This is a genomic window from Phenylobacterium sp., from assembly GCF_022402485.1.
GTDB lineage: Bacteria > Pseudomonadota > Alphaproteobacteria > Caulobacterales > Caulobacteraceae > Phenylobacterium.
The window spans coordinates 84,945-108,828 of record NZ_JAKRSA010000029.1; the positions used below are offsets into that span (position 1 = coordinate 84,945).

Genomic DNA, 23,884 nt, shown 5'->3' on the forward strand with positions numbered 1-23,884 from the left:
CTAGGCTCAAGCATGCTTGAGTCTCAGCCACACATCCTCGTTACCGGTGCCACCCGTGGGATCGGCGCGGCCATCCTCTCATCCCTCAGCGCCCGCGGTGCCAGGGTCGTGGGTCACGGGACACGCCCGGCCCCAGGCATCCTGGCTGCCGACCTCAGCGCGTCGGGTGCCGGCGACCGGCTCTGGGCGGCGGCCCTGGAGGCTCTGGAGGGTCGCATCGATGTTCTGGTCAATAATGCCGGGGTGTTCGAGGCCATCCCCGTCGAGGCCCCGGACGATGACTGGCAGGCCAGCTGGAGCCGCACCCTGCAGATCAATCTGCAGGCCTCGGCCGACCTCTGCCGGCGCATGGTGCTGCACGCCAAAGGGCGTGCGCCTGAAGGTGCCGGCTTGCGGGGCCGCATCGTCAATGTGGCCAGCCGGGCGGCCTATCGCGGGGACTCCCCGGCCCACTGGCACTATGCGGCGTCCAAGGCCGGCATGGTGGCCATGACCAAGTCCATCGCCCGGGGCTATGCGGGCCAGGGGCTGCTCGCCTTCGCCATCTGCCCTGGCTACGTGATGACCGGCATGGCGGAGGACTATCTGGCCAGCCGAGGCGGCGACAAGCTGCTGGCCGATATTCCGCTTGGGCGCGTCGCCCAGCCTGATGAGGTGGCCAGTGTCGCCACCTACCTCGCCCTGGACGCCCCGGCCTCGATGACCGGGGCCGTCCTGGACGTGAATGGCGCCAGCTTCGTGCGCTGACGCCTGATAGGAGCCCCATCCCATGACCCGCTTCTCTGACGACGATCTGGGCGAGCCCGAAGGTGGCGGTTATGACGCCGAGGACTGGGGACGACTGGTTCCCTTCACCAGCGCCGTGGCCACCCTGGACGACGTACAGGAAAAGCGCGCCGTCTTCGCCCTGGGCGACACCACAGGTGCCCGCTTGCTGGAGATGGACCTGCCTCAGCCGGTGATCTGGTGGGAGGAGGATGGCGAACAGGCCGCTGTCGTCGTCCAGGCCGAGGTTCACACCAACGCCGAGGGCGAGATCATGGAGGTCCTGGGCCTGATCCTGCCCGATGGCGGTGGCGCGGTGGCCTTGCTTGAGGATGTGGATCTGGTGGACGACACCGACCCCACCTGGCGCGACCTGGTGGAGAGGGCCATTGACGATACCGAGGGCGAGGCCTGACCCGGGGGCTGCCCCCTTGGCCGACGCGGACACCGTGCTAAAGCCTCCCGAGATGACGCCCTGAACGACGCCGGGAGACGACGCGCCATGGAAGGCCCCACCTCGCACTTCTACTTCTCCCAGCGCCTGCGCCTGCACTATGTGGACTGGGGCAATGAGGGGGCTGAGCCCCTGCTGCTGGTCCACGGGGGGCGGGACCATTGCCGCAACTGGGACTGGGTGGCTCAGCGCCTGCGGGACCGCTACCATATCATTGCCCCCGACCTGCGCGGTCACGGCGACAGCGCATGGGCCATCGGCGGCGGCTATGACATGGGCGCCTATATCTATGACATTGCCCAGATCGTGCACCAGAAGGGCCTGGCACCCGTCACCATCATCTCCCACTCCATGGGGGCGGGCATCGCTCTGAACTATTGCGGTGCCTATCCGGACGCGGTGAAGAAGATCGTCGCCATTGAGGGCCTGGGGCCATCGCCCGCTGTCATGGCCGAGCAGGCCAGCCGCTCGGTGGATCAGCGCCTGCGCGACTGGATTGAGGACCGCCGCAAGAACTCCGGCCGTAGCCCCAGGCGCTATGCCACCCTGGATGAGGCCTATGCCCGCATGGCCGAGGAAAACCCGCACCTGTCGCCGGAACAGGCCCGGCACCTGACCATCTATGGCGCACACCAGAACGAGGACGGCACCTATAGCTGGAAGTTCGACAATCACTCCCGCTGGGGCCTGGGCGGCCTGTCCCATACCGACCAGCACTATCTGTGGAGCCAGATTACCTGCCCGGTCCTGCTCATGCGCGGGGAGGAATCCTGGGCGTCTGACCCCATAGCTGACGGTCGCATCCAGCACTTCAAGAACGCCCACCTGGTCAATTTCGAAGGTGCTGGCCACTGGGTCCACCACGACCAGCTCGAAGCCTTCATGGCCGAGGTCGAGGGGTTTTTGGCGGAGTAGGGCCAGCCTTCAGCGCCGCGCGGAAGGTACCCGGCAGGGCCCCCCTCAGGACGGCTCACCTATCGACCTAGCCCAAAGCGCCTAGGATCAGCGCGAAGACGCCGCGCGCCAAGACGATCACGCGGGGCTGCGGGCGCTTGTCCGACGCTCAGCGCCTGCGCGCAACCGATGCCGCAGCCTCAGCTATGCCTGGGCCTGACGCCTTTACCCATCAGCCGGCCAGCACACCTGCGCACGCACAACCTCAGGACGAGCGCATACCGACAGGGCCGGAAAATGCGTCCTTAAGTAACGCAATTCATGTTGAAAATCTAAATATACCCAAAATGACAAACGCCAGGGTTGATGAAAATCGTCCTGGCGCGCACCGTGTCAAAAGTATGATGGACGGTTGGCAATCCAGGTAGAATTAGCGTGGGGCAGCGAGGGAATAATATCCGCGTAACGGAGAAATCTCAAGATGTATGTATCACAAATGTGATCGACATCGGATCGGATGTGCTGTCCGTAGATCGTTACATCGCCTCCCAGTCATATGACCTCATGCTTCGAATTATGAACGTGTTGTCAAACACCTTCGGAGGTGATCCCACCACAGCGCTCGTCTTTATTTCGGTACTCAGAGGCAATGTTCAACATTTGAACGTCACGAATGCACCCAGAGACGATGCACAAGGCGGAATTTATCCAGATGCTCTTAGGAGGCCAATCTCAATACAGAGCGTCGCTCTGTCCCTAGGCATCCCCTATGAAACCGCACGTCGACACATACATAAACTCGTAGCCAGCGGTCATGTTGAGCGCCGAGGTGCTCGAGGCTTCCTGGTCCCAGAACGCGTACCCTCATCAACTGAAATGACCCAGATCTCAACGGCGACTGCTGTCGCGACCCGCGCCGTTTCCGCTCGGGTCACGAAGTATACGAAAGACGCCTAGGGCCGGGGGGATCAGTTTCATGAAAATCGGCACGAATACGCCTAGTTTGACCGCGCTGACGTTCCCTGACCGCCGCACCCAAGAGCCTGTGCGCCAGCCGAAAGACTCAAATGTCCAGCAAAACCTGCCGATCCAGATTGGCAAGGATGACTTTGTAATCAAGACACCTCAGCAGGTTGGCTATTACATCTATAAATCAAGCTCTCCAAAGGCGCAGTTGTTGGGATCGTCGACACCGCACTTAGCAGGTGAACGCCCCTACGTTGCTGGAAGCATTATTCGCATTGCGATCTAAGCGCTGAGCGAGCTGGGGGGCGTGATCGTCCCAAAAAATCAGATCAGATCAGATCAGACTGATTTAACGCATACGCGAGACTATACAAGCTGTGTAAGTGAAACCACACCGCAAAAGTGAAATGGCGAACAGATACTAAATGAAAAGCGATAAAACGATACGCAGCCTTGAGGCCCTTGCTGAAGGTGGATCATCTTATCGTGTGCTCAATCTTGTGCGTGTTCACAAAATTTTCAAGAACAATGAAGACTTTAAAAAGTCGCCACTCTTCAAGAACCCGGCGCTGGATAGATCGATCATATTGAAGCACCGTCTGCGTCCGCATGAGATCGATCTGTTTTCTCGCCCCCGTGTCACCGCCACAAAAATACTTGTCCCTTTGGATCACGGCGACCTTCGATCTGGTGCATGGTCGATATTCATTGGGGAAAAGCTATTTGAGGAGGCTGTTGAGCAGATCCTCGAAATTGATCTCAAAAGTGGTGGCGATGATCGAGATGCGCTTGATATCATTGATAGTTTGCCGTCCTTAGATCCGTTTTTGCTGCGTGAGAAGTTGCGCGAGAATGGGATCGTCCCGGCCAGACAGTATTTCTCGATCAGCGAGAAAGATCTTTCTGGAATGTTTGAGTATACCCGGAAAGAGCTGTCTGTGCTTGCTGTGCTTTCTGCAGGTCCAGATGCCAATAGATCGGAATATGGTCGACGCCTGGCAGAGAAGATATTGAATCCCGGCTCTGATGGCGAATTTGAGTTGCTTAAGAGTGCGCTCCAAATGTCGGACCGAGAATACACAGAGGGCATGTTCGCCTGGAAGGGATTTATCTACTACAGCTGGATCATTCAGGAAACAAAGGCCCAGATGATGCAGGTTCTGGGTGAAATCCAAAGTATTGAACCAACTGTCGTTTCTAGCGCTGACGTTAAAGAATATACAAATAAGGCGAGATCAAAGATATTCGCTCTACTTGTCACTTCGATGGAGCGGGCGGAAAATATAGTAGGTCGTTATAAGACGGCTTACTCAGCGCTCACCGTGTCTAAGGAGCCTGCGACATTTAGGGCCTTCCTTATGTCGGCGCCAGATATGTTTGTAGAGCTTGGCGAATACCTGGGATCGTTGCAGCATATCACCAGCTTCTGGAAGTACCGTTTCCCGGCTGGCCGCCCCCGCCTTATTCTCGCGTCTGATCTCGCAGAAATGTTCGTCGAATTCGAAGACAGTCTTGCTGGTATCCTGCACGAAGACATTGCGGCCTAGGGTTTAGCCTCCGGGGACATGAGCGACCTCTGCTCCCGCTTGGGGGCTGTAGAAGTAGCCCTTCGTTAACCACGTTTCGCCATTGTCCCGCGCAGTTCCCCATGCTTTGCGAAAGGGCGCGCGATGAATGGTGCCGAGGTTCTGGATATTGGCCGTGACGCCATCTGGCTGACCATCCAGCTTTCAGCGCCGGTGCTGATTGTCGGCCTCGTGGTGGGCGTGGCCATTGGCCTGATGCAGGCGCTGACGCAGATCCAGGAGGCGACCCTGGTCTACGCCCCGAAGATCGTGGCGATCTTCCTGTCCCTGCTGGTCTTCCTGCCGCTCATGGGAGCTCTGATGTCGAGTTTCATGAACCAGATCGCCTCGCGCATCGCGGCCATGTAGGGCCATGGACGCCTATGCCACAGCCCCTCAGGTCTATGCCGCTGGCCTGATCTTCGCCCGGCTGGGGGCGATGATGATGCTGATGCCAGGGGTCGGGGATGGCTCTGTGCCGGCGCGGGTGCGGCTGGCCTTTGCCTTCCTGTTTGCCCTGATGATGTTCCCGGTGCTTGGGGGCGAGGTGGGCCCGGTGCCCGCCACCAACGGCGAGATGTTTGGCCAGATTCTGCGCGAGGTGCTGATCGGCCTGATGATCGGCACCATCCTGCGGACCATGCTGGGGGCCCTGGGGATTGCGGGGGAAATCGTCTCCATCCAGTCGACCCTGGCCTTCTCGCAGACCACCAATCCGGGTCAGGCCCAGCCGTCGACCTCGCTCTCGACCTTCCTCACGGTGATGGGGGTGGCGCTGATCATGGCGGCAGACCTGCACCACATGTTCCTGGCAGCGATCATTTCGTCCTATCGGCTGTTTCCCTTTGGCGGCGATCTGCCAGTGGGGGACGCCGCCCAGCTGGCCGTGCAGACCACAGCCCAGGCTTTTGCCCTGGGGCTCCAGCTGGCGGCGCCCGTGGTGGTGTTTTCGCTGATCTTCAACATTGCCGCAGGCCTGGTCGGCCGGGTGATGCCCCAGTTCCAGATCTTCTTTGTGGCCACGCCGCTCCTGGTGTTGGGCTCGCTGGCCATCTTCGCCCTCAGCCTCGGCGTGCTGGGCATGGTCTGGCTGGACCATTACCGCGACCTGATCGGGACCTTCCTGTGAGGACGCCTGCGATCAGTATCACTGTGACCTTGGCCATGGGTGCGCGCGCCCATGGCTGAGAACAATGATGCAGCTTCAAAAACAGAAGAGGCCACCCCGCGAAAACTCGAACAGTCGCGGGAGAAAGGCGATGTCGCCAAGACCCAGGACCTGGCACCGCTCCTGGCCCTGGCCCTTTCCGCTGGGGCGATCGCCATTCTCGGCGGCTGGCTGGCCACCAGCATGGCCACGGCCCTGCTGCCGTTCATCGCCCATCCCGAACAAATTCATCTGCAGGGCGGCGGCGGGGTGACCGTGGCGCGGATGGCGATCATGGCCATGGCCCCAGCCCTGGCCGCGGTGCTGGTCACGGCGGCCATTGGCGGCATGGCCGGCAATCTGGTGCAGCACGGCCTGCTGTTCACCGGCGAGAAGCTGAAGCCCGACTTCAAGAAGGTTTCGCCGATTTCAGGCTTCGGTCGGATTTTCGGTCCGGACGGTCTGGCCCAGTTCATCAAGTCGCTGGCCAAGATTCTGGTGGTGGCGGGCGTTTCCTATGTGGTGCTCAAGCCGCACCTGCACGAGTTCCAGACCCTTTCGGCCCTGGCCCCGGCCGCCATGCTGCCCTTCAGCGCCGAGGTGCTGCGGAAACTGGTCTTTGCGGTCATCGCCCTGATGCTGGCGATTACCGGGGTCGACTGGCTCTGGCAGAAACACCGTTTTCTCAAGAAGCAGATGATGAGCCGCGAGGAGCTGAAGGAGGAATTCAAGCAGACCGACGGCGACCCGCTGATCAAGGCCAAGCTGCGCCAGATGCGCCATGACCGCGCCCGGCGCCGCATGATGTCGGCAGTACCCACCGCCACCGTGGTGGTGATGAACCCGACCCACTATGCCGTGGCCCTGAAGTACGAGGCCGGCGGGGCCGGGGCGCCGCAATGTGTGGCTAAGGGCCTGGACGCCGTAGCCCTGCGTATCCGCGCTACGGCCGAAGAAGCCGGCGTGCCTGTGATCGAGGACCCGCCGCTCGCCCGGGCCCTCTATGCGGCTGTGGAGATCGACGACACCATTCCTCCGGCCCATTTCGAGGCGGTGGCCAAGATCATCGGCTTCATCCTCGGTGCCCGCGCCGCGCCGCCGCCCCGTGCGAGGCCCATGCGCTAGAGCCTGATGGGACGGGCGCGGAGGTCGGAGCTCACCTAGACCTGTCCTGATATTCCGCTAGGATGTGGACAAGTGAGAGCCCCGATGTCCAAGCCAATCACACTCAATGTCCGCGTCACGGGGCCGCTGAGCGACTTCGTTGCCGCAAATGTTGGTCCTCAAGGCGTCTACGAGAATGTCAGCGAGTATGTGCGTGACCTCATACGGCGCGACATGGCTCAGCGGGAGGACGAGCGCTTCGCCCGCCTCACGGCGGAGCTGCAGCAGGCCTTCAGCCACAGCGACGAGAGCTTCGTCCGCACCACTGCCGAATCGTTTCTCCAGGTGGCCAGGCAAACCTCCGCGCGATGAGCGGCTATCGTATCCAGGCTGCGGCGCTGGTGCGGCTTGAAGACATCTATCGCTACACACTCGAGCAATGGGGTGAGGCTCAGGCCGAACGCTATATCCGCGGCCTATTTGCGCGGTTTGAAGCCATCGCCGATCGTCAGATCCCATGGCGACCCGTGCCAGCCGAGTTTGGTGTCGAGGGGTTTGTGGGCCGCTATGAGCATCACCTGATCTACTGGCGGGCGCTCACCGACGGCGATGTCGGCATTGTCACTGTGCTGCACGAGCGCATGCATCAGATCTCCCGATTTCGAGATGATTTCGGGCCGTAGGGCGAAATGGAAGCCTGGGCCCTAGCGCCAGGCGAAGACCGGCTGGTCGAGGTCGCTGACCCGGGTGATGCGGCCAGCCACCAGTTCGCGCAGCTGATAGATCAAGGCGGCCGTCGGGGCGTGGATGTGCTGGTCCCCGATCAACAGGCGGATGACCTGGCGGGGGCTTTCAGGGATGGTCTCAAAGTCCACCGCATGGTCGGCCATCAGCCCGTCCAGGCGGATGTGGTGGACGGAAGCCACCTCGTCGGGATTGGGCCGGATCTGGCCGGGATCGTCCAGCCAGGCCACCACCGGGGCGATCGCATAGCCCGACCGGGTCGGATAGTCGTCCAGCACGCCGAGGATGTTCTCCGGCGGCAGGGTGAGCCCCAGTTCCTCCTCCAGCTCCCGCAGGGCGGCGACCTCCAGGGTCTCGCCCGGATCGCAGCGGCCCCCGGGCAGGGCCCACTGGCCGGCATGGGCGCGCAAGGTGGCCGAGCGCCGCGTCAGCAGGAAGGCCGCCTGGCCCGAGCCGTCGTCGGCCGCCACCAGGGTGATGGCCACGGCGGCCGCCTTCAGCCCTGTCCCCGGATGGCTGATCCGGGGAAAGGTTGAAAGCCGCAGGGCCAAATCCTGGCGGAAGGCAGAATCAAACCGGCAGGTCACGGGGAGCGGGCCTTAGCCGCCTGCCTCAATCTTATCCTGGGTTTTTGTCTCGAAGTCGCTGGCCTCGTGACGCTCACGCAGCTGGCTGGCCGGGTCGCCATAGGTGCGGTTGACCATGCGGCCGCGCTTGACGCCGGGCCGCTCTCCGACCTCGTCGGCCCAGCGAATGACGTTCTTGTACTCGTGGACCTGAAGGAACTCGCCGGCCTCGTACAGAAGGCCCTTGGCCATGCCGCCATACCAGGGCCAGACGGCCATGTCGGCTATGGTGAAATCATCCCCGGCCAGATAGGCGCTCTCGGCCAGACGGCGGTCCAGCACGTCCATCTGGCGCTTCACCTCCATGGCGAACCGGTCGATGGCGTATTCGATCTTGATCGGCGCATAGGCATAGAAGTGGCCAAGCCCGCCGCCCAGATAGGGCGCGCTGCCCACCTGCCAGCATAGCCAGGACAGGCATTCGGCCCGCTTGGCCGGATCAGTGGGCAGGAAGGCGCCGAACTTCTCGGCCAGATGAATCAGGATGGCACCGGACTCAAACACGCGAACCGGCGACGCCCCGCTGTGGTCCACCAGGGCCGGGATCTTGGAGTTGGGATTGGCATCCACAAAGCCCGAGCTGAACTGGTCGCCGGCCCCGATATTGATCAGCCAGGCGTCGTACTCCGCTCCGGCATGGCCCAGCGCCAGCAGCTCTTCGAGCATGATGGTCACCTTGACCCCATTGGGGGTGCCCAGGGAATAGAGCTGCATCGGGTGGCGGCCCACCGGCAGATCCTTATCGTGGGTCGGGCCGGCGATCGGGCGATTGATGTTGGCGAAGCGGCCGCCGCTCCCCTTCTGCCAGGTCCAGACCTTGGGGGGGACGTAGTCGGTCGTATCGCTCATGGTTCTCTCCCGGACCAGCTGATCTGTCTGCGCCTTGGCAGCGCCTCCCGACAATGTGGTGGGCCAGCGCCACTTTGGCGAGCCCCCAGAGGCTTTGGGGAGGCTTTGGGGAGGGTTTGGTTAAAACCTTCCTGCCACAGAAAGCTCTCCTAAGGGTCTCAGGTGGCCTTGTGCAGTATGATGCTCGATGATTCGGTGGGGCGAATGGCCCCACGCCTTAAGGCAAGCCGCAGGTCCGCCATGGCTGAGACCCCGCAAGGCGCCGAACCGGCGCGCCGGTTTGACCCGCTCACCGCCATCGCGGTGGTGTTCTTCCTGCTGGCTGTCGCCTTCGCCGCCGCCCCGGCCATCAATGCCGGTCCCGCTACCCTGGCCGGCCTGATGCTGCTGGTGGGGCTGGCCGGCGTGGCGTGCCTTGGCCTGTTTGTCCTGCGCTCAACCCTGGAGCCCCCGTCGGATGCCGAGCCCGGTGCCGAGCGCCTGGTGGAGGCCCTGAGCGAACCTACAGCCCTGGCCGGCCCTGACGGTCGCATCCACGCCTGCAACGACGCTTGGCGCGCGGTGCTGGGCGACGCCCCACGCCTGCCCAAGGGCGGGGCCTCTGCAGCCAGCCTGTTTGCCGCCCTCGGCGCCGCCCGCCGGGGGGAGAGCGCGCACGCCACCCTTCGCGCGGCTGGCCAGGATCACTCGGCGGAGATCGCCCCCGTGGGGACCCCCGGCGGGGCCCGCCGCTTCCTGATCCGCCTGCGCCCGGCTGCGCCGGAGCGTCTGGCCCTGCCGGCCGCAGCGCTTGAGGTGCTCACCGCCGCCGCCGGTGCCAAGGCCCCGCCGCCCAAGGTGCTGGACGCCTTTGCTGCGGCCTCGCCCTTCGGGGCGGCCCTGCTGGAGGGGGAAGACCCCTTCAACGCCGTGATCATCGAGGCCAATCCCGCCTTGGCCGGCATGGCCGGTCCGTTCCAGCGGGGTCAGGCGTTCGGCGACCTGATCGAGACCCAGTCGCGGCAGGACGCCGCCCAGCGCCTGGCCCAGGGGATCGAAGGGGCGCTGGAGGTTCGACTGGCCAAGGACCCGGCCAAGATCGCCCATCTTTATCTGTCCCGGGCCGGCGGGCGTTGGGTCGGCTATCTGGTGGATGTGTCCGACCAGAAGCAGATGGAGCTGCAGCTGGCCCAGAGCCAGAAGATGCAGGCCATCGGCCAGCTGGCCGGCGGGGTGGCCCACGACTTCAACAACCTGCTGACCGCCATTCTGATGCAGCTGGACAGTCTCGCGGCCCGCCATCCGGTGGGCGATCCCTCCTATGAGGGGTTGAACGAGATCCGCCAGACCTCCAACCGCGCCGCCGATCTGGTGCGCAAGCTCCTGGCCTTCTCCCGCAAGCAGACCGTCCAGCGGGAGATCCTCGAGCTCGGCGAACTGATCAGCGAGTTCGAGGTGCTGCTGCGCCGGGTGCTCAGCGAGGATGTCACCGTCGATACCGAATATGGCCGCGACCTGCCCCATGTGCGGGTCGACCGGGGCCAGCTTGAGACCGCCGTCATGAACCTTGCGGTCAATGCCCGGGACGCCGTGCGCGCCTACGGCGGCACGACCGTGCGCATCCGCACCGCCCGGGTCTCGGAGACGGAGGCCGCGGCCCTGGGCTATCCCGGCGCCAGCGGCGATCAGGCCCTGATCGAGGTGTCAGACGACGGCCCTGGCATCGCGCCCGAGGTGCTGGACAAGATCTTCGACCCCTTCTTCACCACCAAACCGGTGGGTGAGGGCACGGGCCTGGGGCTGGCCACCGTCTATGGCATCGTCAAGCAGTCTGACGGCTGGATCGCGGTAGCCTCCAAGATGGGCGAGGGTTCGGCCTTCCGCATCTTCCTGCCGGTCTACCAGCCAGCCCTGGGCGTTCCTGCGCCCACCCCGACGGTCAAGGCCAAGACGGTGGCCCGCGACCTCTCTGGCGCTGGCCGAATCCTGTTCGTCGAGGACGAGGACGCCGTGCGCGGCATCGCCGCCCGCCTGCTCCGCGCCCGGGGCTATGAGGTGATCGAGGCCGCGTCCGGCGAAGAGGCCCTGGAGCTTGCCGAACTGCACGCCGGCCAGATCGACCTGATGATCTCCGACGTGGTCATGCCCGGTATGCAGGGGCCTGACCTCTTGAAACAGGCCCGGCAGTACCTGGCCGGCGCGCCGGTCATGTTCATCTCCGGCTATGCCGAGGCCGAGTTCTCCAACCTGTTGGAAGGCGAGACCAACATCTCCTTCCTGCCCAAGCCCATCGACATCAAGACCCTGGCCGAGCGGGTCAAACAGGAACTGCAGAAGGCCGCCTGAGGCCGCAGCCGGCGAGGCCATCAGGCCTCGCCGGCTGGCTCCAGCAACTCCCGGATCGTGGCGACAACGTCCCCAGGCCAGGTGCCCATGAGCGCGCTCAGGCGGCTCTCATCGCCCGCGAACAGGGCGCGACTGGCCTCCTCGAACCCCGGCGCATCGCCGGCCATGGCCGACATGAAGCGATAGGCGCGCTCCCGCCTGTGGCGTGTCTCGTCGGCCCCGACACCGGCCTTGCGGGCCTGGTCGACCAGCCGCCGCAGGGTGACGGAGGCGCCCCCGGGCTGCTCGCCCAGCCAGTCCCAATGCCGTGGCAGCAGCGTAACCTCCCGCGCCACGACACCCAGCCGCGGCCGCCCCCGGCGGACCGCTTCAGGCGCCTGGGGCGCAGGGCGACTGCGATAGTCCAGGTCCACGACCCGACCCGTGCTGAGGTCAAAGGCCAGCAGGGTGGCATTGGGGTCAGCCTCCTGCGCCGCCAGGGCTGCGACCAAGACGGTTTCAGCTGATCCGGCGGCTATGCGCTGGTCCCCACGGAACAGGGCCAGAGCGGCGGAAGGTGGCGTGGGCGCGTCGTTCATCTATTTACCCGGATAAAATGTTCTGAGACATATACCCGGGTAAAAAGGAGCTGTCATGACCAATTCCATCCGCAAGGCGCAGATCGCGGCCTATAAGGAGCGGCCGACCCTCGCCGGGGTGTTCGCCGTGATCTGCGAGGCCACCGGCCAGGTCTGGGTCGGCCAGAGCCGCCACATAGACACCCATCAGAACGGCCTCTGGTTTGCCCTGCGCCAGGGCTCCAGCCCCTACCGCGCCTTACAGGCCGCCTGGACCACCCACGGGGCAGACGCCTTCCGCTTCGAGGTGCTGGATCGCCTGCCGGAGGACTACTCCGACCTCCGCCGCAAGGACGAACTCACCAAACGCGCCGCGCTGTGGCGGGTGCGGCTGGACGCGGAGGGGGTTTAGGGGGGGGCAGCCCAACAGCAGGCTCTCTCGAAGTCTCAGAAGGACCTGAAGCAGGCCCTATCCCCGCCTACCCCCAGCTCTCCATCGCCCCACGGCGGCGGGCGGGGGCTGTGGCGTTGGCCTGGGCGGCCAGGGGCGGGAAGGGGGCGGGTTCGCGGGCGGCGGCGCCGTAGAGCCAGCCCTGGGCCATGTCGACGCCGGCCTTGCGGACGACGTCCTCCACCACGGGGGTCTCGACCATCTCGGCCAGGGTCTCGACCTTCATCTCCTCGCACATCCGCACCAGCTGGCTGATGAAGGCCGCCCCGCGGCTGTCATGTTCCAGGTTGCGAATGAAGGCACCGTCGAACTTGACCACGTCAACGGTGAGCTGCTGCAGATAGGCCAGGGAGCTGGCGCCGGCGCCGAAGTCGTCCAGGCAGATCTCGCACCCCAGGGCCCGGATCCTCTGGAGATGGCCATTGGCCTGGGGCAGATCGCCGACGGCGGCGCTCTCGGTGAGTTCAAACATCAGTCGGTTGCGGATGTTGGGGTTGGCGGCCAGGCGTGCGCAGAGCTCATCGACGAACATCGGATTGCCGATGGAGCGCCCCGACAGGTTCACCGCCAGGATCAGTTTGGGGCGCAGATAGAGCTGCTCCAGGGCCTTATCCACGACAGCGGAGTCCAGGGCGCAGACCAGGTCCATCTCCTCGGCCATGCGGATCATGGGGAAGGGTGCCCCCTGGTCGCCGAACCGGATCAGGGCTTCATAGTGATGCAGCTTGGCCGGGCCTTTGAGGGTCACCACGGGCTGGTAGAACAGGGCGAAGTCGCGGGTTTCCACCCGTTTTCCCAGGGCGCTGACCTGGGCCATGGTCTTGGCCACAGAGGCCTCGAAGGCCTGGCTGAGATCAGACGGCAGGGTCGTGGTGTGGCCTTCGCGCAGGAAGTTGTCGGTGGCGTAGCGGATGGCCCGCAGCAGATGACTTGAGGGCAGCTCGCCCGAGGCGCGCACAGCCTGGACCACCGGCGACACACCGAGGGCGGGGTCCAGGTCCAGCAGCTGGACGATCCTGTGGGAGAGTTCCTCGGGGGTCTCAGGGCCCTCGCGCAGCAGGGCGAAGCGGTCATCCCCCAGGCCGGCGGCGGAACTGCCGGCATAGGACTGGGCCCGGATCACAGCCGCCAGGCGGGCGCGCAGTTCAGCGCCCTCGGCCTCGCCGGCCCGTTTGGCCACGGCCTCGAAGCCTGGCACATCGACCATGGTCAGTTCGACCTCGTGGCCGCGGTTGCGGGCCTGTTCGAGGATCGACACCGCAGCCGTCTCGAAGGAGGCCCGGTCATGCAGACCATGGGCACCGGGGCTAGGGGTGACGGCGGCGCGGGTCATGACGCAGGAGACCGCGCCATTGTTCTGCGGCAGTCTGAAGGCCGAGAGGCCTGCGGCGCGGGCTTCCCCATCCTGGCTGGCCAGGCGCACGATGATCGGGCCAGCCCGCATGCCCTCATGCAGGCCCTTGAACACCATGCGCACGAGCTCACGGTCGTCCGGGGCGATGAAGTCGGCCAGCTGTACGCCCTCAAGCGCGCGGTCCTTCGACCCGGCCAAGGCCTCGCCCGCGCCAAGCGCCATCGTGATCCGCCCCTCAGCCGAGGTTTCGATCAGGAGATCGGCCGAGGCGAAGGCGAAGCCGAGCAGCGCTTTGTTGGTGAGCGACAAGATGGTCTCCTGTGACCGGCGCACTCTGCACACTCAGGCTTAATCCCGCGTAACGGTGATGTCGAAAACCTGTGATAAGCGCATTTAATCACCCAAAACCGGTAGGTTTTGGTGCCTGAACCGACCCATTTCAGCCCGCTGAGAGAGCCCGATGATCGTCGCCCTGATGTTTGCGTCCGCCCTGGCCCTGGCCCCGGACTGCGATCTGGAGGCACCCCACGGCGGTTCGAGCTGCACCCGAGCCTTGATTGACCAGCTGCCGATCAACGCCCTGCAGGCGGTGGGCACTCACAATTCCTATAAGCTCGCCATCCCGCCGGCCGAGATGGCGCTGCTGCGCGCCATGGCCCCGGCCCAGGCCAGCGGTCTCGACTATGCCCACCCCCCGCTGCGCGATCAGCTGGCGGCCGGTGCCCGCCAGCTGGAGATCGATGTCTTCAACGATCCCGAGCCTGGCCGCTATGCCCGCCCGCTCGGCCTGCGAATGGTGCCTGGGACGACGCCCTATGACGTGGCGCTTCTGAGTGCGCCGGGACTGAAGGTGATGCATGTCCAGGACATCGACTATCGCAGTTCCTGTGTCCTGTTCACGGGCTGTCTGGCCGAGGTGGTGACCTGGTCGAAAGCCAATCCCGACCATGTCCCGCTGCTGATCCTGCTGAACCTGAAGGAGGGCGAGGCTCTGCCAGTCCCAGGGGCCGTTGCGCCGGCCGCTTTCGACGCGGCAGCCATGGACGCTGTGGACGCCGAAATCCGCAGTGTGTTCGGGCCCGAGGCGCTGATCACCCCTGATAGCGTGCAGGGGAGCCATCCGTCCCTGAAGGCCGCCGTCGCGGCGGGGGCCTGGCCAAGCCTGGCGCAGGGCCGGGGCCGGGTCATGTTTGCCCTGGACGCCCCCCGCCACCAGGTCGACCTCTACCGGGGCGAGCGTTCGTCCCTGGAGGGCCGGGTGATGTTCGTCAACATTCCCGAGACCGAAGATGCCGCAGGCTACATCACCCTCAATGACCCCCTGGCCCAGGCCGACCGCATCGCCGCGGCGGTCGCAGCTGGTCTGATGGTGCGCACCCGGGCCGACGCCGATACGGTGGAGGCGCGCCAGAATGACGGTGCCCGCCGCGACGCCGCCTTTGCAGCAGGTGCCCAGTACATCTCCACAGACTACATGGTGCCCGACGTGCGCCTGAGCGACTATCAGGTGGTCCTGCCCGGGCGCGGCGCGGCGCGGCTGAACCCGCTCTGGGCACCGGTCACCTCGCAGCCTGTCGACTAGGCCGGCACCCGACCTGCGTAGCGCGGCAGGGTGTCGTTGATGGACCACCAGTCGGCATGGGAGTCGGCGAAGATGTGCGCACCGAGCTTGGCACCATGGGGTTCGTCCAGGCTGCCAACCCGCAGGCGAACAACACCGGGCAGGTTGGTGGTCTGGCTGAACAGGGGCGAGCCGCAACGACCGCAGAATATCCGGGTCTTGCCCGGGGATGACTCGTAGGACACCAGGGCGTCCGCGCCGGCGGTGAAGCGCAGCTGTGACGCCTGGGCGGGAATACTGGCGGCAAATGCCGAGCCCTGCGCCTTGCGGCACTGACTGCAATGGCAGAGCTGGATATCAGCCAGGGGCCCTTGCAGGGCGTAGCGGATCTGGCCGCACAGGCATCCGCCGGTAAATTGAGCCTCCGAAGGGTTGTTCATGGGTGCACTGGTCCTGGAACTTCGGGGCGGGGCGAAAGGTTGCGCCAAGTTTGCCCCCCGTCCAATCCCTGGTCCAGGCATGTCAGGACCTTAGCCCTAGGCCTTGCTCGCAAATGGTCCCGGCAGTCGCTAAATAGGGCCGATGACGACCCGCCCTCTGGATCTTTCGAGCGCCCCCGCAGCCGACGCCGCTGTCGAGGCCGTGCGCGCCGCCGTCGGGCTGCCCGTTGGGACACGGGTGGTGGCAGCCATGTCGGGGGGCGTGGACTCCACCGTCACCGCCGCCCTGCTGGCCAAGGCAGGCTACGACGTGGTGGGCGTCACCCTGCAGCTCTATGACCATGGTCAGGCCTTGGCCAAGAAGGGTGCCTGCTGTGCTGGCCAGGATATCCATGATGCCCGGACCGCCGCCGAGGCCATCGGCATCCCGCACTATGTCCTCGATTATGAGAGCCGCTTCCGCCAGGAGGTGATGGAGGACTTCGCCGACGCCTATCTGCGCGGTGAGACCCCGATCCCCTGCGTGCGCTGCAATCAGACCGTGAAGTTCCGCGACCTGCTGGACGTGGCCCGGGACCTGGGGGCCGAGGCCCTGGCCACGGGCCACTATGTTCGCCGCGCCGCTGGGGGCAATCGTCCGCACCTCCAGCGGGCGGTGGATGCGACCCGCGACCAGAGCTACTTCCTGTTCGCTACCACGCCAGAGCAGCTGGACTTCCTGCGCTTTCCCTTAGGCGGACTGCCCAAGACCGAGGTCCGTCGGGTGGCCGCTGAGCTTGGCCTGGCCATCGCCGACAAGCCCGACAGCCAGGATATCTGTTTCGTGCCTGAGGGTCGCTACACCACCGTCATTGACCGGCTGCGGCCTCAGGGTGCCGAGCCTGGGGACATCGTGCACATGGACGGCCGCGTGCTGGGCCGTCATGAGGGCGTGACCCGGTACACCATCGGCCAGCGCCGGGGGTTGAACGTGGCCGTGGGTGATCCGCTGTTTGTGGTGCGGATCGATGCTGCAGCCCGGCAGGTCATCGTCGGCCCCCGGGAAGCCCTGCTGACGGCGGCCCTGGCGTTGAAGGAGACCAACTGGCTGGGCGAATCGGCCAGCTTCGCGGCCGCCTGCGACGAGGGCCGAGCCGTGCTTGCTCGCGTGCGATCGACCCGCGAGCCAGTGGCGGGCCGTCTGGCCTGGGTGAGTGATCAGGTGGGGGTCATTTTCGATGGGGCCGAGGAAGGCGTGGCCCCGGGCCAGGCCTGCGTGCTCTATGCGCCCGAGGATCCCGACCGGGTTCTGGGCGGAGGCTTCATTGCGGCCACAGTCGCCGCCCCACTTTGACGATGATTCTTGCGCCGCCCCCCTGGTCAGCCGCTCAATCCTCTGGCAGGCCTCATTCCCGTCGCCGGGCCGTCTAATCACGCCGTCCCCTTACCGCCCGGGCCCACGCCCCTTACGGAACCCCGCTGTTCATGGCTTTTGACTCTTCGGCCCCGACGGGGCGCCTCAGCGCCGCCCACTGGCGCAAGGTTCTTGCGGTCTATCGCGCGCCGCAACTCGCCCGTAGTCTGGGTGAGATCGCACTGACCATCCTGCCCCTGGCCGGTTTCGCCCTGGCCGCCACCCTTCTGGTCGCCAATGGCATCTGGTTGGGGCTGGTGCTGAGTGTCCCGGCAGCGGCTTTTCTGGTGCGTCTGTTCATGCTGCAGCACGACTGCGGCCATGGATCGCTGTTTGCCAGCCGTGGGCTCAACGACGCCTTTGGCCGGGTTCTGGGGGTGCTGACCCTGACCCCCTATGGCTACTGGCAGGCCTCACACGCCAACCATCATGGGACGTCGGGCAACCTCGACCGCCGCGAACTGGGCGCCATCGAACTGATGACCGTCGAGGAGTACCAGTCTCGGTCCACCGTCGGACGGTTCCTGTACCGGTTCTACCGCCATCCGATGGTGCTGTTTGCCATTGGCCCGGCCTATATGTTCTTCCTGCAGCACCGCCTGCCCATTGGCATGATGGCCGACCGCAAGGCCTGGATCAGTGTCATGGGCACGAACCTGGGCATGGCCCTGGTGCTGGCCACGGGCATTCTGGTCTTCGGGGCTGTGCCGTTCCTGGCGGTCTATGGGGCGACCGTGTTCCTGGCGGCGGCGGCGGGCGTCTGGCTGTTCTATGTCCAGCACCAGTTCGAACAGACCAGCTGGGCGCGCCAGGAGAGCTGGAACCTGCACGAGGCCGCCCTCAATGGCAGCTCCTTCTATGACCTGCCCCAACCGCTGGCCTGGCTGACGGCCAATATCGGGGTGCATCATGTGCACCATCTGCACAGCCGCATTCCGTTCTATCGTCTGGGTGATGCCCTGAAAGACTATCCGGAGCTGCGGGGCTACAGCCGGCTGGGCATGCGTGAGAGTCTCAGCTGCGCACGGCTGACCCTTTGGGATGAGGCCGCCGGCCGCATGATCGGCTTCAGGGAGCTACGTCAGCCGGCCTGAGGCGGCGAAGGGCTGGAGGGGACAGAGCTGGGGGCGTATCGTGACGCCATGAGCCAGTCTGATCCCATCGTTATCGCCGCCTTCGCCCGCACCCCCATGGGGAGCTTCCAGGGGACGCTGTCACCCTTGAAGGCCACCGAGCTCGGTGCGGTCGCCGTTCGGGCCGCCGTCGAGCGGGCCGGTGTCTCTGCTGAAAGGGTCGAACAGATCTTCATGGGCTGTGTCCTGCCCGCAGGCCTTGGTCAGGCGCCAGCGCGGCAGGCGGCGCTTGGGGCTGGCCTGTCAAAATCGGTTCAGGCGACCACCGTCAACAAGATGTGCGGGTCGGGCATGCAGGCGGCCATCATGGCCCATGACGCTCTGGCCGCAGGCTCAGCCGACATCATTGTTGCCGGCGGCATGGAGAGCATGTCCGGTGCCCCCTATCTGCTGGCCAAGCACAGGTCCGGGGCGCGGATCGGCCATGACACCGCCTTTGACCACATGTACCTCGACGGGCTGGAGGACGCCTATGAGCCCGGGCGGCTGATGGGGTCCTTCGCCGAGGATACCGCGCGCGCCTATCAGTTCACCCGTGAGGCCATGGATGAGTTTGCCATCCAGAGCCTGGCCCGCGCTCGAAGGGCCACCGAGACCGGTGCATTCCAGGGCGAGATTGTTCCCGTTCAGGTCACCACCCGAAAGGGCGTCGAGACCATCGCCACTGACGAACAGCCCCTGAAGGCTGATCCCGCCAAGATCCCCACCTTGAAGCCCGCCTTTGCCAGGGACGGCGCGATCACCGCGGCCAATGCCAGTTCCATAAGCGATGGGGCCGCGGCCCTGGTCATGACGCGGGCATCCGTCGCCGAACGGCTCGGCCTGCCGGTGGTTGCAAAGCTTGTGGCCCATGCCGCCCACGCCCATGAGCCAGGCCAGTTCACCACGGCCCCGGTCCCAGCCATGCGCAAGGCCCTGGCCAGGGCTGGTTGGACTGTGGAGGATGTCGATCTGTTCGAGGTCAATGAGGCCTTCGCCGTGGTGGCCATGATCGCCGAGCGCGAATTGGCCATCCCGCGAGAGCAGCTGAATGTGAATGGCGGTGCCTGCGCGCTTGGCCATCCGATCGGCGCCTCGGGGGCGCGGATCCTGGCCACCTTGCTCGCGGCCCTGAAGGCCCGCGGTGGCCGTCGCGGCCTCGCCAGCCTTTGCATCGGCGGCGGCGAGGCCACGGCTGTGGCGGTGGAGCTGGTCTGAAGCGCGTTCCGATAAGTGGGAACCGGTTATCGGATCAAAACGCGCGCCCACTCAATGCGTTAGCGGCCTCAGCCCGGGGAGATCATCTTCTCCGGGCGCACGACCTCATCGAACTCTTCATTGGTGACATAGCCGCCGCCCACGGCCTCCTCGCGCAAGGTGGTGCCGTTCTTGTGGGCGGTCTTGGCGATCTTGGCGGCGTTGTCGTAGCCGATCTTCGGCGCCAGGGCTGTGACCAGCATCAGGGAGCGCTCAAGGGCAGCCTTGATGTTGTCCTCGCGGGCTTCGATGCCCACCACGCAGTTGTCGGTGAAGGAGATGGCCGCGTCGGAGAGCAGCTTGCACGATTGCAGGAAGTTGTAGGCCATGACGGGGTTGAACACATTCAGCTCGAAGTGGCCCGAGGCGCCGGCGAAGGTCATGGTGGTCTGATTGCCGAACACCTGGGCGCAGACCATGGTCAGGGCCTCGCACTGGGTGGGATTGACCTTGCCCGGCATGATCGAGGAGCCAGGCTCGTTCTCCGGCAGGGACAGCTCCCCAAGGCCCGAGCGGGGGCCAGAGCCCAGGAACCGGATGTCATTGGCGATCTTGAACAGGGAGCCGGCGACGGTGTTGATCGCCCCGTGGCTGTAGACCATGGCGTCATGGGCGGCGAGGGCCTCGAACTTGTTCGGGGCGGTGATGAAGGGCAGGCCGGTAATGGCGGCGATCTTCTCAGCCACCTTTTCGGCAAAGCCCACCGGGGCGTTCAAACCGGTTCCCACGGCCGTGCCGCCCTGGGCCAGTTCGTAAAGGCCGGGCAGGCTTTCCTTCAGCCGGCGGACGCCGCTCGCGACCTGATGGGCATAGCCTGAGAACTCCTGGCCCAGCGTCAGGGGGGTGGCGTCCTGGGTGTGCGTGCGGCCGATCTTGATGATGTGGTCAAAGGCCTCGGTCTTGGCCTTCAGCGCCCCGTGCAAATGCTCCAGGGCCGGCATCAGCTCCCGGGCCACCTGTTCGGCGCAGGCGATGTGCATGGCCGTGGGATAGGTGTCGTTGGACGACTGGCTCATGTTCACATGGTCATTGGGATGGACCGGCGACTTGGAGCCCATCACCCCACCCAGCATCTCGATGGCGCGGTTCGAGATCACCTCATTGGCGTTCATATTGGACTGGGTGCCCGACCCAGTCTGCCAGACCACCAGCGGGAAGTGATCGTCCAGCTTGCCGTCGATGACCTCCTGGGCGGCCTCAACGATGGCGGCACCGATCTTCGGGTCCAGACGGCCAAGCTCCATATTGGCTTCGGCGGCCGCCCGCTTCACCACGCCCAAGGCGCGGATCATGGGCTGGGGCTGCTTTTCCCAGCCGATCTTGAAGTTACCGATGCTGCGCTGGGACTGGGCGCCCCAATAGCGGTCGGTCGCCACCTCGATGGGGCCGAAAGTGTCGGATTCGGTGCGGGTCGCGGTCATCGGGATGCCTCCAGCCAGAACTGTGGCGTCGGTTTAGCGAGGCCGGGCGAGACTGCAAAGCGTCTGCAGGCTAGAGAGAGCCATGAACGACGGCTGGACCCACCACGGTAAGGTGCGCGCCCGGGAGGGCGAGGGCGATCTCGAGGTCGTCGTCGATGGCCTGACCACCCAGGCCAAGTACTACAAACCTCTGATTTATGAGTTCTTCCGCAAGGCCTGGCGGGGCGGGCGCCCGGCCTGGGGGGATTACGCCGTGGAAATCGCCATGGAGTATGTGGGCGATCCCCCATGGCTTGACCTGGATAATCTGGCCAAGGCCATTCTCGACGCCATCAAGGGCTATGCCTTTCACGACGACGCTCAGGTGGCGCGCCTCCTGGTCGAGCGTCGGGCGGGGGAGCGGGAGCGGATTATCGTGCGGGTGCGCAGGATGTCCGACGGCGGCGTCCAGCCCGGGGCCGGTCTCTCAGGCGGTCCGGACCGGCCGCTCTAGGGCGAGGACCGCAAGGACTCCATAGGCCACCACCACAAAGGCACCGTAACGGCCAAGGCTTTCAGGTGGCAGATCGGGCATCACGGTCTTGAACAAGGCCAGGACCAGGATCGAGCCCAAAAGGCCCGGGGCGCTAAAGGCCAGGGCGGCTTTGGCCCGTCGGCGGTGCGACAGTCGCCGCAACCGCGTGGTCAGGTGGAAGAAGAAGGCAATGGCACTGGTGACCAGGGCGGCATTGAGGACATAGAACCAAAAGGCCTGTTCGATCAGCCCGCCGGCAAAGGCGGCGTAGAACAGGGTGGCGGCGATCCAGACCACAGACCCTGTGACGGCGAACCAGAAACTGTCTTCTTTCGACACGGCTCCCACCTCCATACCCAATCTGAGCATGTTCCTGCGACAGTCGTGCCAAGGTCAAGCGGTGCCCAGGTGAGCAAGGCTAAGTCGACCACGAAAAAGCGGCCGCGCTCGGAAGCGCGGCCGCCATCTCGCCGACCGGTCCTGGGGGAGGGGGCTCAGCGATACTGTTGCAGGCGGGTGGTCCGAAGACCGGCAAGACCATGCCGCTCGATCGACTTCTGCCAGGCGAGGAATTCCTCAGACGTCAGGCCATAGCGGGCCAGGGCGTCCTCCAGGCTGAGCAGGCCACCGCGCACGGCGGCCACGACCTCGGCCTTGCGGCGGATCACCCAGCGACCCGTGTCAGCCGGCGGAAGGTCGGCCAGCGTCAGCGGCGCGCCGGTGGGCCCAATCACGTAGGGTTCGCCGCGGCTGTTGGTTCGGGTCTGCTGTTGTTGTTGCAACATGGCTTTACGCCTTTCACACCATCATCGTTGAGGCAGACCATAGCCGGGTCGCCATAACAGCTGATGAATCCCGATAGTAAAAATGATAGTAACCAATTCGCCCCCCGTGTACTGAAATGATACAGTTGTAGATTTCAGAAGGAATTAACCTTCACTAAATCTCAATTACGCCTCAAGTTATCGACGCATATTGATAAGTTCATCCAACATCTGGTCGGCGGTTGTAATGATGCGGGAGGAGGCAGAGTAAGCTTTCTGGGTGGTGATCAGGCCCGTAAACTCAGCCGACATGTCCACTGTGGAGTTTTCAAGGGTCGAGGGCGAAATGGCGCCGGCCCCACCCTGGCCCGGGAGCTTGATCACGAACTCACCGCTGGAGATCGTGCCGCGGTAGGCATTGCCGCTCACCGCCTGTAGTCCGTCGGGGTTGGTGAAGGTGGCGACCCCAATCTGGGCAATCTTTCGCACCTGGCTGTTGTCGAAGATGGCCGAGACAATTCCGGCTTCATCCACTTCCACACCGACCACCGTGCCCACGGTGGCACCGTCAGGGTTCACCAGGCGCACCGTCGAGGCGTTGGCGTACTGAGTCACCTTGCTGAGATCAAAGGTGATGTTCTGGGCCCCGACGCCGAGGTCATTGTTCCAACGGGGGGTGCCGGTCGCGCCTGAGGCCGCAAGGCTAATGGTCGGCGCTGCGCCAGCGGCACCGAACAGGGTGGTGTTTGCCAGATCGATGGTGCCGTCCTGGTTGAACATCACCAGGCCTTCGGCAATCTGGCCAGACGGGCCGCCGGTCACGTCATCGGCTGGAATGGCGAAGATTTCAGCGTGCCACTCATTGGGGTTGGCGTCGCTGCGCAGGAAGCTCAAGGACACCTTGTGGGTGCCGCCCATGGAGTCGACGACATTCATCTCAATGCTGAAGTCCGGCTGGGTTCCGGTCAGCGGATCGGCGTTTTCCTCCCAGTCAGCCATGGACCGGGTGGCGGCGTTATAGGTGCCCTCGGCGGCTGAAATGGTCTGGCGCTTATCGAGATTGGCGTTCAGCACGACATTGGCGGTGGCCTGCACCGCAGAGCCGAGGTTCTTGACGTTGATCGAATTCAGCTCGTTCAGGTCCGAGGGATTGTAGTTGATGGTCCCGTCGGCGGCGATCGGCCAGCCCTGGAGGAAGAAGCCGGCGTCATTGCGCAGAAAGCCGTCGGCGTCGACGCTGAACGACCCCGCCCGGGTGAAGACGCGCTTGTCGGCGTCGGTCAGGCCCGCGCCCTTTTCGGAAACGATAAAGAAGCCATCCCCGGCGATGGCCAGGTCGGTAGATGAGTTCGCGCTTTGGATCAGTCCCTGCTGGCTGATGTACTGCCGGGTCAGGCCCTGGACGCCGCCAGCGCTGTATCGGCCGGTGACGGCCTGTGAGGTGACGATATTGGCGAAGTTCACCTGATTGCGCTTGTAAGCGACGGTGTTGATGTTGGCGATGTTGTCTGAGATCGCCGCAAGGGCCGAGGAATTGGCGGTCAATCCCGAGACGCCGGCGAGCATAGCGCTGTTGATGCTCATGAGGGTGTTTGCCTTCTGTGTTGACTCGTTGGGGGCT

Annotated in this window: 26 protein-coding genes; 17 read left to right on the top strand and 9 right to left on the bottom strand. The window is 64.7% G+C overall.

The genetic code is table 11. From position 1 onward, the window contains the following. The 10 genes from MH112_RS12485 to MH112_RS12530 all read left to right on the top strand — a co-directional run. Positions 1-747 (top strand): SDR family oxidoreductase (locus MH112_RS12485; RefSeq protein ID WP_365787197.1); only part of this gene is annotated, 747 nt, incomplete at its 5' end. Between the two features lie 22 nt (positions 748-769). After that, positions 770-1,180, top strand: coding sequence for a hypothetical protein (locus tag MH112_RS12490; protein ID WP_296568228.1), 411 nt, complete (start codon positions 770-772; stop codon positions 1,178-1,180). Between the two features lie 87 nt (positions 1,181-1,267). Continuing rightward, positions 1,268-2,134 (top strand): alpha/beta hydrolase, encoded by an 867-nt coding sequence (locus MH112_RS12495; protein WP_296568229.1) that lies wholly within the window; start codon positions 1,268-1,270, stop codon positions 2,132-2,134. A 955-nt stretch (positions 2,135-3,089) separates the two neighbouring features. Then, complete coding sequence (locus tag MH112_RS12500) at positions 3,090-3,365, top strand: hypothetical protein (RefSeq protein ID WP_296568231.1); 276 nt, start codon at positions 3,090-3,092, stop codon at positions 3,363-3,365. A 139-nt stretch (positions 3,366-3,504) separates the two neighbouring features. Beyond that, on the top strand, positions 3,505-4,626 hold the full coding sequence (locus MH112_RS12505) for a hypothetical protein (RefSeq protein ID WP_296568232.1): 1,122 nt from the start codon (positions 3,505-3,507) through the stop codon (positions 4,624-4,626). A gap of 123 nt (positions 4,627-4,749) precedes the next feature. Beyond that, the gene (gene fliQ / locus MH112_RS12510) at positions 4,750-5,013 is read left to right on the top strand and encodes a flagellar biosynthesis protein FliQ (RefSeq protein ID WP_296568233.1); all 264 of its coding nucleotides are present in this window, start codon (positions 4,750-4,752) and stop codon (positions 5,011-5,013) included. A gap of 4 nt (positions 5,014-5,017) precedes the next feature. Beyond that, positions 5,018-5,773, top strand: coding sequence for a flagellar biosynthetic protein FliR (gene fliR, locus MH112_RS12515; RefSeq protein WP_296568234.1), 756 nt, complete (start codon positions 5,018-5,020; stop codon positions 5,771-5,773). 51 nt (positions 5,774-5,824) lie between these two features. Continuing rightward, entirely contained in the window at positions 5,825-6,916 is a 1,092-nt protein-coding gene (flhB, locus tag MH112_RS12520; RefSeq protein WP_296568236.1) for a flagellar biosynthesis protein FlhB, read from the top strand. An 84-nt stretch (positions 6,917-7,000) separates the two neighbouring features. Then, positions 7,001-7,267 (top strand): addiction module antitoxin, encoded by a 267-nt coding sequence (locus tag MH112_RS12525; protein ID WP_296568237.1) that lies wholly within the window; start codon positions 7,001-7,003, stop codon positions 7,265-7,267. Beyond that, a complete protein-coding gene (locus MH112_RS12530) occupies positions 7,264-7,578 on the top strand; it encodes a type II toxin-antitoxin system RelE/ParE family toxin (RefSeq protein ID WP_296568239.1) in 315 nt (104 codons plus the stop codon). The genes MH112_RS12525 and MH112_RS12530 overlap by 4 nt, the downstream gene beginning before the upstream one ends. A gap of 21 nt (positions 7,579-7,599) precedes the next feature. On the opposite strand, the gene MH112_RS12535 is transcribed toward MH112_RS12530, so the two are convergent. Next, positions 7,600-8,226 carry a CoA pyrophosphatase gene (locus MH112_RS12535; RefSeq protein ID WP_296568241.1) on the bottom strand — a complete coding sequence of 209 codons (627 nt, stop codon included), beginning with the start codon at positions 8,224-8,226 and terminating at the stop codon, positions 7,600-7,602. 12 nt (positions 8,227-8,238) lie between these two features. After that, positions 8,239-9,114 carry a glutathione-dependent disulfide-bond oxidoreductase gene (yghU, locus tag MH112_RS12540; protein ID WP_296568242.1) on the bottom strand — a complete coding sequence of 292 codons (876 nt, stop codon included), beginning with the start codon at positions 9,112-9,114 and terminating at the stop codon, positions 8,239-8,241. A gap of 240 nt (positions 9,115-9,354) precedes the next feature. Between yghU and cckA the strand changes: the two genes are divergently transcribed. Continuing rightward, a complete protein-coding gene (gene cckA / locus MH112_RS12545) occupies positions 9,355-11,439 on the top strand; it encodes a cell cycle histidine kinase CckA (protein ID WP_296568243.1) in 2,085 nt (694 codons plus the stop codon). A 20-nt stretch (positions 11,440-11,459) separates the two neighbouring features. On the opposite strand, the gene MH112_RS12550 is transcribed toward cckA, so the two are convergent. Further along, the gene (locus tag MH112_RS12550; RefSeq protein WP_296568244.1) at positions 11,460-12,017 is read right to left on the bottom strand and encodes a DUF2239 family protein; all 558 of its coding nucleotides are present in this window, start codon (positions 12,015-12,017) and stop codon (positions 11,460-11,462) included. 55 nt (positions 12,018-12,072) lie between these two features. Between MH112_RS12550 and MH112_RS12555 the strand changes: the two genes are divergently transcribed. Beyond that, positions 12,073-12,408, top strand: a complete 336-nt coding sequence (locus MH112_RS12555; RefSeq protein WP_296568245.1) for a GIY-YIG nuclease family protein — start codon at positions 12,073-12,075, stop codon at positions 12,406-12,408. Between the two features lie 67 nt (positions 12,409-12,475). On the opposite strand, the gene MH112_RS12560 is transcribed toward MH112_RS12555, so the two are convergent. Further along, complete coding sequence (locus MH112_RS12560) at positions 12,476-14,110, bottom strand: sensor domain-containing phosphodiesterase (RefSeq protein ID WP_296568246.1); 1,635 nt, start codon at positions 14,108-14,110, stop codon at positions 12,476-12,478. 151 nt (positions 14,111-14,261) lie between these two features. Between MH112_RS12560 and MH112_RS12565 the strand changes: the two genes are divergently transcribed. Beyond that, a complete protein-coding gene (locus MH112_RS12565) occupies positions 14,262-15,383 on the top strand; it encodes a phosphatidylinositol-specific phospholipase C1-like protein (RefSeq protein WP_296568247.1) in 1,122 nt (373 codons plus the stop codon). On the opposite strand, the gene MH112_RS12570 is transcribed toward MH112_RS12565, so the two are convergent. Next, positions 15,380-15,802: a GFA family protein gene (locus MH112_RS12570; RefSeq protein ID WP_296568248.1), complete on the bottom strand. Its 423-nt coding sequence runs from the start codon at positions 15,800-15,802 to the stop codon at positions 15,380-15,382. The two genes, MH112_RS12565 and MH112_RS12570, sit on opposite strands and share 4 nt — an antisense overlap. 142 nt (positions 15,803-15,944) lie before the next feature. On the opposite strand from MH112_RS12570, the gene mnmA reads away from it, so the two are divergent. The 3 genes from mnmA (at position 15,945) to MH112_RS12585 (ending at position 19,525) form a co-directional block, all read left to right on the top strand. Further along, the gene (gene mnmA, locus MH112_RS12575) at positions 15,945-17,135 is read left to right on the top strand and encodes a tRNA 2-thiouridine(34) synthase MnmA (protein ID WP_296568249.1); all 1,191 of its coding nucleotides are present in this window, start codon (positions 15,945-15,947) and stop codon (positions 17,133-17,135) included. Positions 17,136-17,266: 131 nt separating this feature from the next. After that, a complete protein-coding gene (locus tag MH112_RS12580) occupies positions 17,267-18,289 on the top strand; it encodes a fatty acid desaturase (RefSeq protein WP_296568250.1) in 1,023 nt (340 codons plus the stop codon). Positions 18,290-18,337: 48 nt separating this feature from the next. After that, on the top strand, positions 18,338-19,525 hold the full coding sequence (locus MH112_RS12585; protein WP_296568253.1) for an acetyl-CoA C-acyltransferase: 1,188 nt from the start codon (positions 18,338-18,340) through the stop codon (positions 19,523-19,525). Positions 19,526-19,593: 68 nt separating this feature from the next. Here MH112_RS12585 and fumC read toward each other — a convergent pair whose 3' ends face one another. After that, on the bottom strand, positions 19,594-20,985 hold the full coding sequence (gene fumC, locus MH112_RS12590) for a class II fumarate hydratase (RefSeq protein WP_296568255.1): 1,392 nt from the start codon (positions 20,983-20,985) through the stop codon (positions 19,594-19,596). Between the two features lie 82 nt (positions 20,986-21,067). Here fumC and MH112_RS12595 point away from each other — a divergent pair, with 82 nt between their 5' ends. Continuing rightward, positions 21,068-21,478 (top strand): RusA family crossover junction endodeoxyribonuclease, encoded by a 411-nt coding sequence (locus MH112_RS12595; RefSeq protein ID WP_296568256.1) that lies wholly within the window; start codon positions 21,068-21,070, stop codon positions 21,476-21,478. Here MH112_RS12595 and MH112_RS12600 read toward each other — a convergent pair. From MH112_RS12600 to MH112_RS12610, 3 genes are all read right to left on the bottom strand, one after another. Beyond that, positions 21,452-21,838: a DUF5367 family protein gene (locus MH112_RS12600; RefSeq protein ID WP_296568257.1), complete on the bottom strand. Its 387-nt coding sequence runs from the start codon at positions 21,836-21,838 to the stop codon at positions 21,452-21,454. The two genes, MH112_RS12595 and MH112_RS12600, sit on opposite strands and share 27 nt — an antisense overlap. 155 nt (positions 21,839-21,993) lie before the next feature. After that, positions 21,994-22,284 carry a DUF1153 domain-containing protein gene (locus MH112_RS12605; protein WP_296568259.1) on the bottom strand — a complete coding sequence of 97 codons (291 nt, stop codon included), beginning with the start codon at positions 22,282-22,284 and terminating at the stop codon, positions 21,994-21,996. A 177-nt stretch (positions 22,285-22,461) separates the two neighbouring features. Beyond that, positions 22,462-23,847: a flagellar hook protein FlgE gene (locus tag MH112_RS12610; protein ID WP_296568261.1), complete on the bottom strand. Its 1,386-nt coding sequence runs from the start codon at positions 23,845-23,847 to the stop codon at positions 22,462-22,464. Positions 23,848-23,884 lie beyond the last annotated feature (37 nt).

Coding starts and splice junctions, on each gene's coding strand:
- fliR (WP_296568234.1), top strand. CDS start 5,018: ATGGACGCCTATGCCACAGCCCCTCAGGTCTATGCCGCTGGCCTGATC.
- MH112_RS12550 (WP_296568244.1), bottom strand. CDS start 12,017: ATGAACGACGCGCCCACGCCACCTTCCGCCGCTCTGGCCCTGTTCCGT.
- yghU (WP_296568242.1), bottom strand. CDS start 9,114: ATGAGCGATACGACCGACTACGTCCCCCCCAAGGTCTGGACCTGGCAG.
- MH112_RS12580 (WP_296568250.1), top strand. CDS start 17,267: ATGGCTTTTGACTCTTCGGCCCCGACGGGGCGCCTCAGCGCCGCCCAC.
- MH112_RS12525 (WP_296568237.1), top strand. CDS start 7,001: ATGTCCAAGCCAATCACACTCAATGTCCGCGTCACGGGGCCGCTGAGC.
- MH112_RS12495 (WP_296568229.1), top strand. CDS start 1,268: ATGGAAGGCCCCACCTCGCACTTCTACTTCTCCCAGCGCCTGCGCCTG.
- MH112_RS12530 (WP_296568239.1), top strand. CDS start 7,264: ATGAGCGGCTATCGTATCCAGGCTGCGGCGCTGGTGCGGCTTGAAGAC.
- MH112_RS12585 (WP_296568253.1), top strand. CDS start 18,338: ATGAGCCAGTCTGATCCCATCGTTATCGCCGCCTTCGCCCGCACCCCC.
- MH112_RS12555 (WP_296568245.1), top strand. CDS start 12,073: ATGACCAATTCCATCCGCAAGGCGCAGATCGCGGCCTATAAGGAGCGG.
- MH112_RS12490 (WP_296568228.1), top strand. CDS start 770: ATGACCCGCTTCTCTGACGACGATCTGGGCGAGCCCGAAGGTGGCGGT.
- flhB (WP_296568236.1), top strand. CDS start 5,825: ATGGCTGAGAACAATGATGCAGCTTCAAAAACAGAAGAGGCCACCCCG.
- MH112_RS12505 (WP_296568232.1), top strand. CDS start 3,505: ATGAAAAGCGATAAAACGATACGCAGCCTTGAGGCCCTTGCTGAAGGT.
- MH112_RS12610 (WP_296568261.1), bottom strand. CDS start 23,847: ATGAGCATCAACAGCGCTATGCTCGCCGGCGTCTCGGGATTGACCGCC.
- mnmA (WP_296568249.1), top strand. CDS start 15,945: ATGACGACCCGCCCTCTGGATCTTTCGAGCGCCCCCGCAGCCGACGCC.
- MH112_RS12605 (WP_296568259.1), bottom strand. CDS start 22,284: ATGTTGCAACAACAACAGCAGACCCGAACCAACAGCCGCGGCGAACCC.
- MH112_RS12565 (WP_296568247.1), top strand. CDS start 14,262: ATGATCGTCGCCCTGATGTTTGCGTCCGCCCTGGCCCTGGCCCCGGAC.
- MH112_RS12500 (WP_296568231.1), top strand. CDS start 3,090: ATGAAAATCGGCACGAATACGCCTAGTTTGACCGCGCTGACGTTCCCT.
- MH112_RS12595 (WP_296568256.1), top strand. CDS start 21,068: ATGAACGACGGCTGGACCCACCACGGTAAGGTGCGCGCCCGGGAGGGC.
- fumC (WP_296568255.1), bottom strand. CDS start 20,985: ATGACCGCGACCCGCACCGAATCCGACACTTTCGGCCCCATCGAGGTG.
- MH112_RS12570 (WP_296568248.1), bottom strand. CDS start 15,802: ATGAACAACCCTTCGGAGGCTCAATTTACCGGCGGATGCCTGTGCGGC.
- cckA (WP_296568243.1), top strand. CDS start 9,355: ATGGCTGAGACCCCGCAAGGCGCCGAACCGGCGCGCCGGTTTGACCCG.
- fliQ (WP_296568233.1), top strand. CDS start 4,750: ATGAATGGTGCCGAGGTTCTGGATATTGGCCGTGACGCCATCTGGCTG.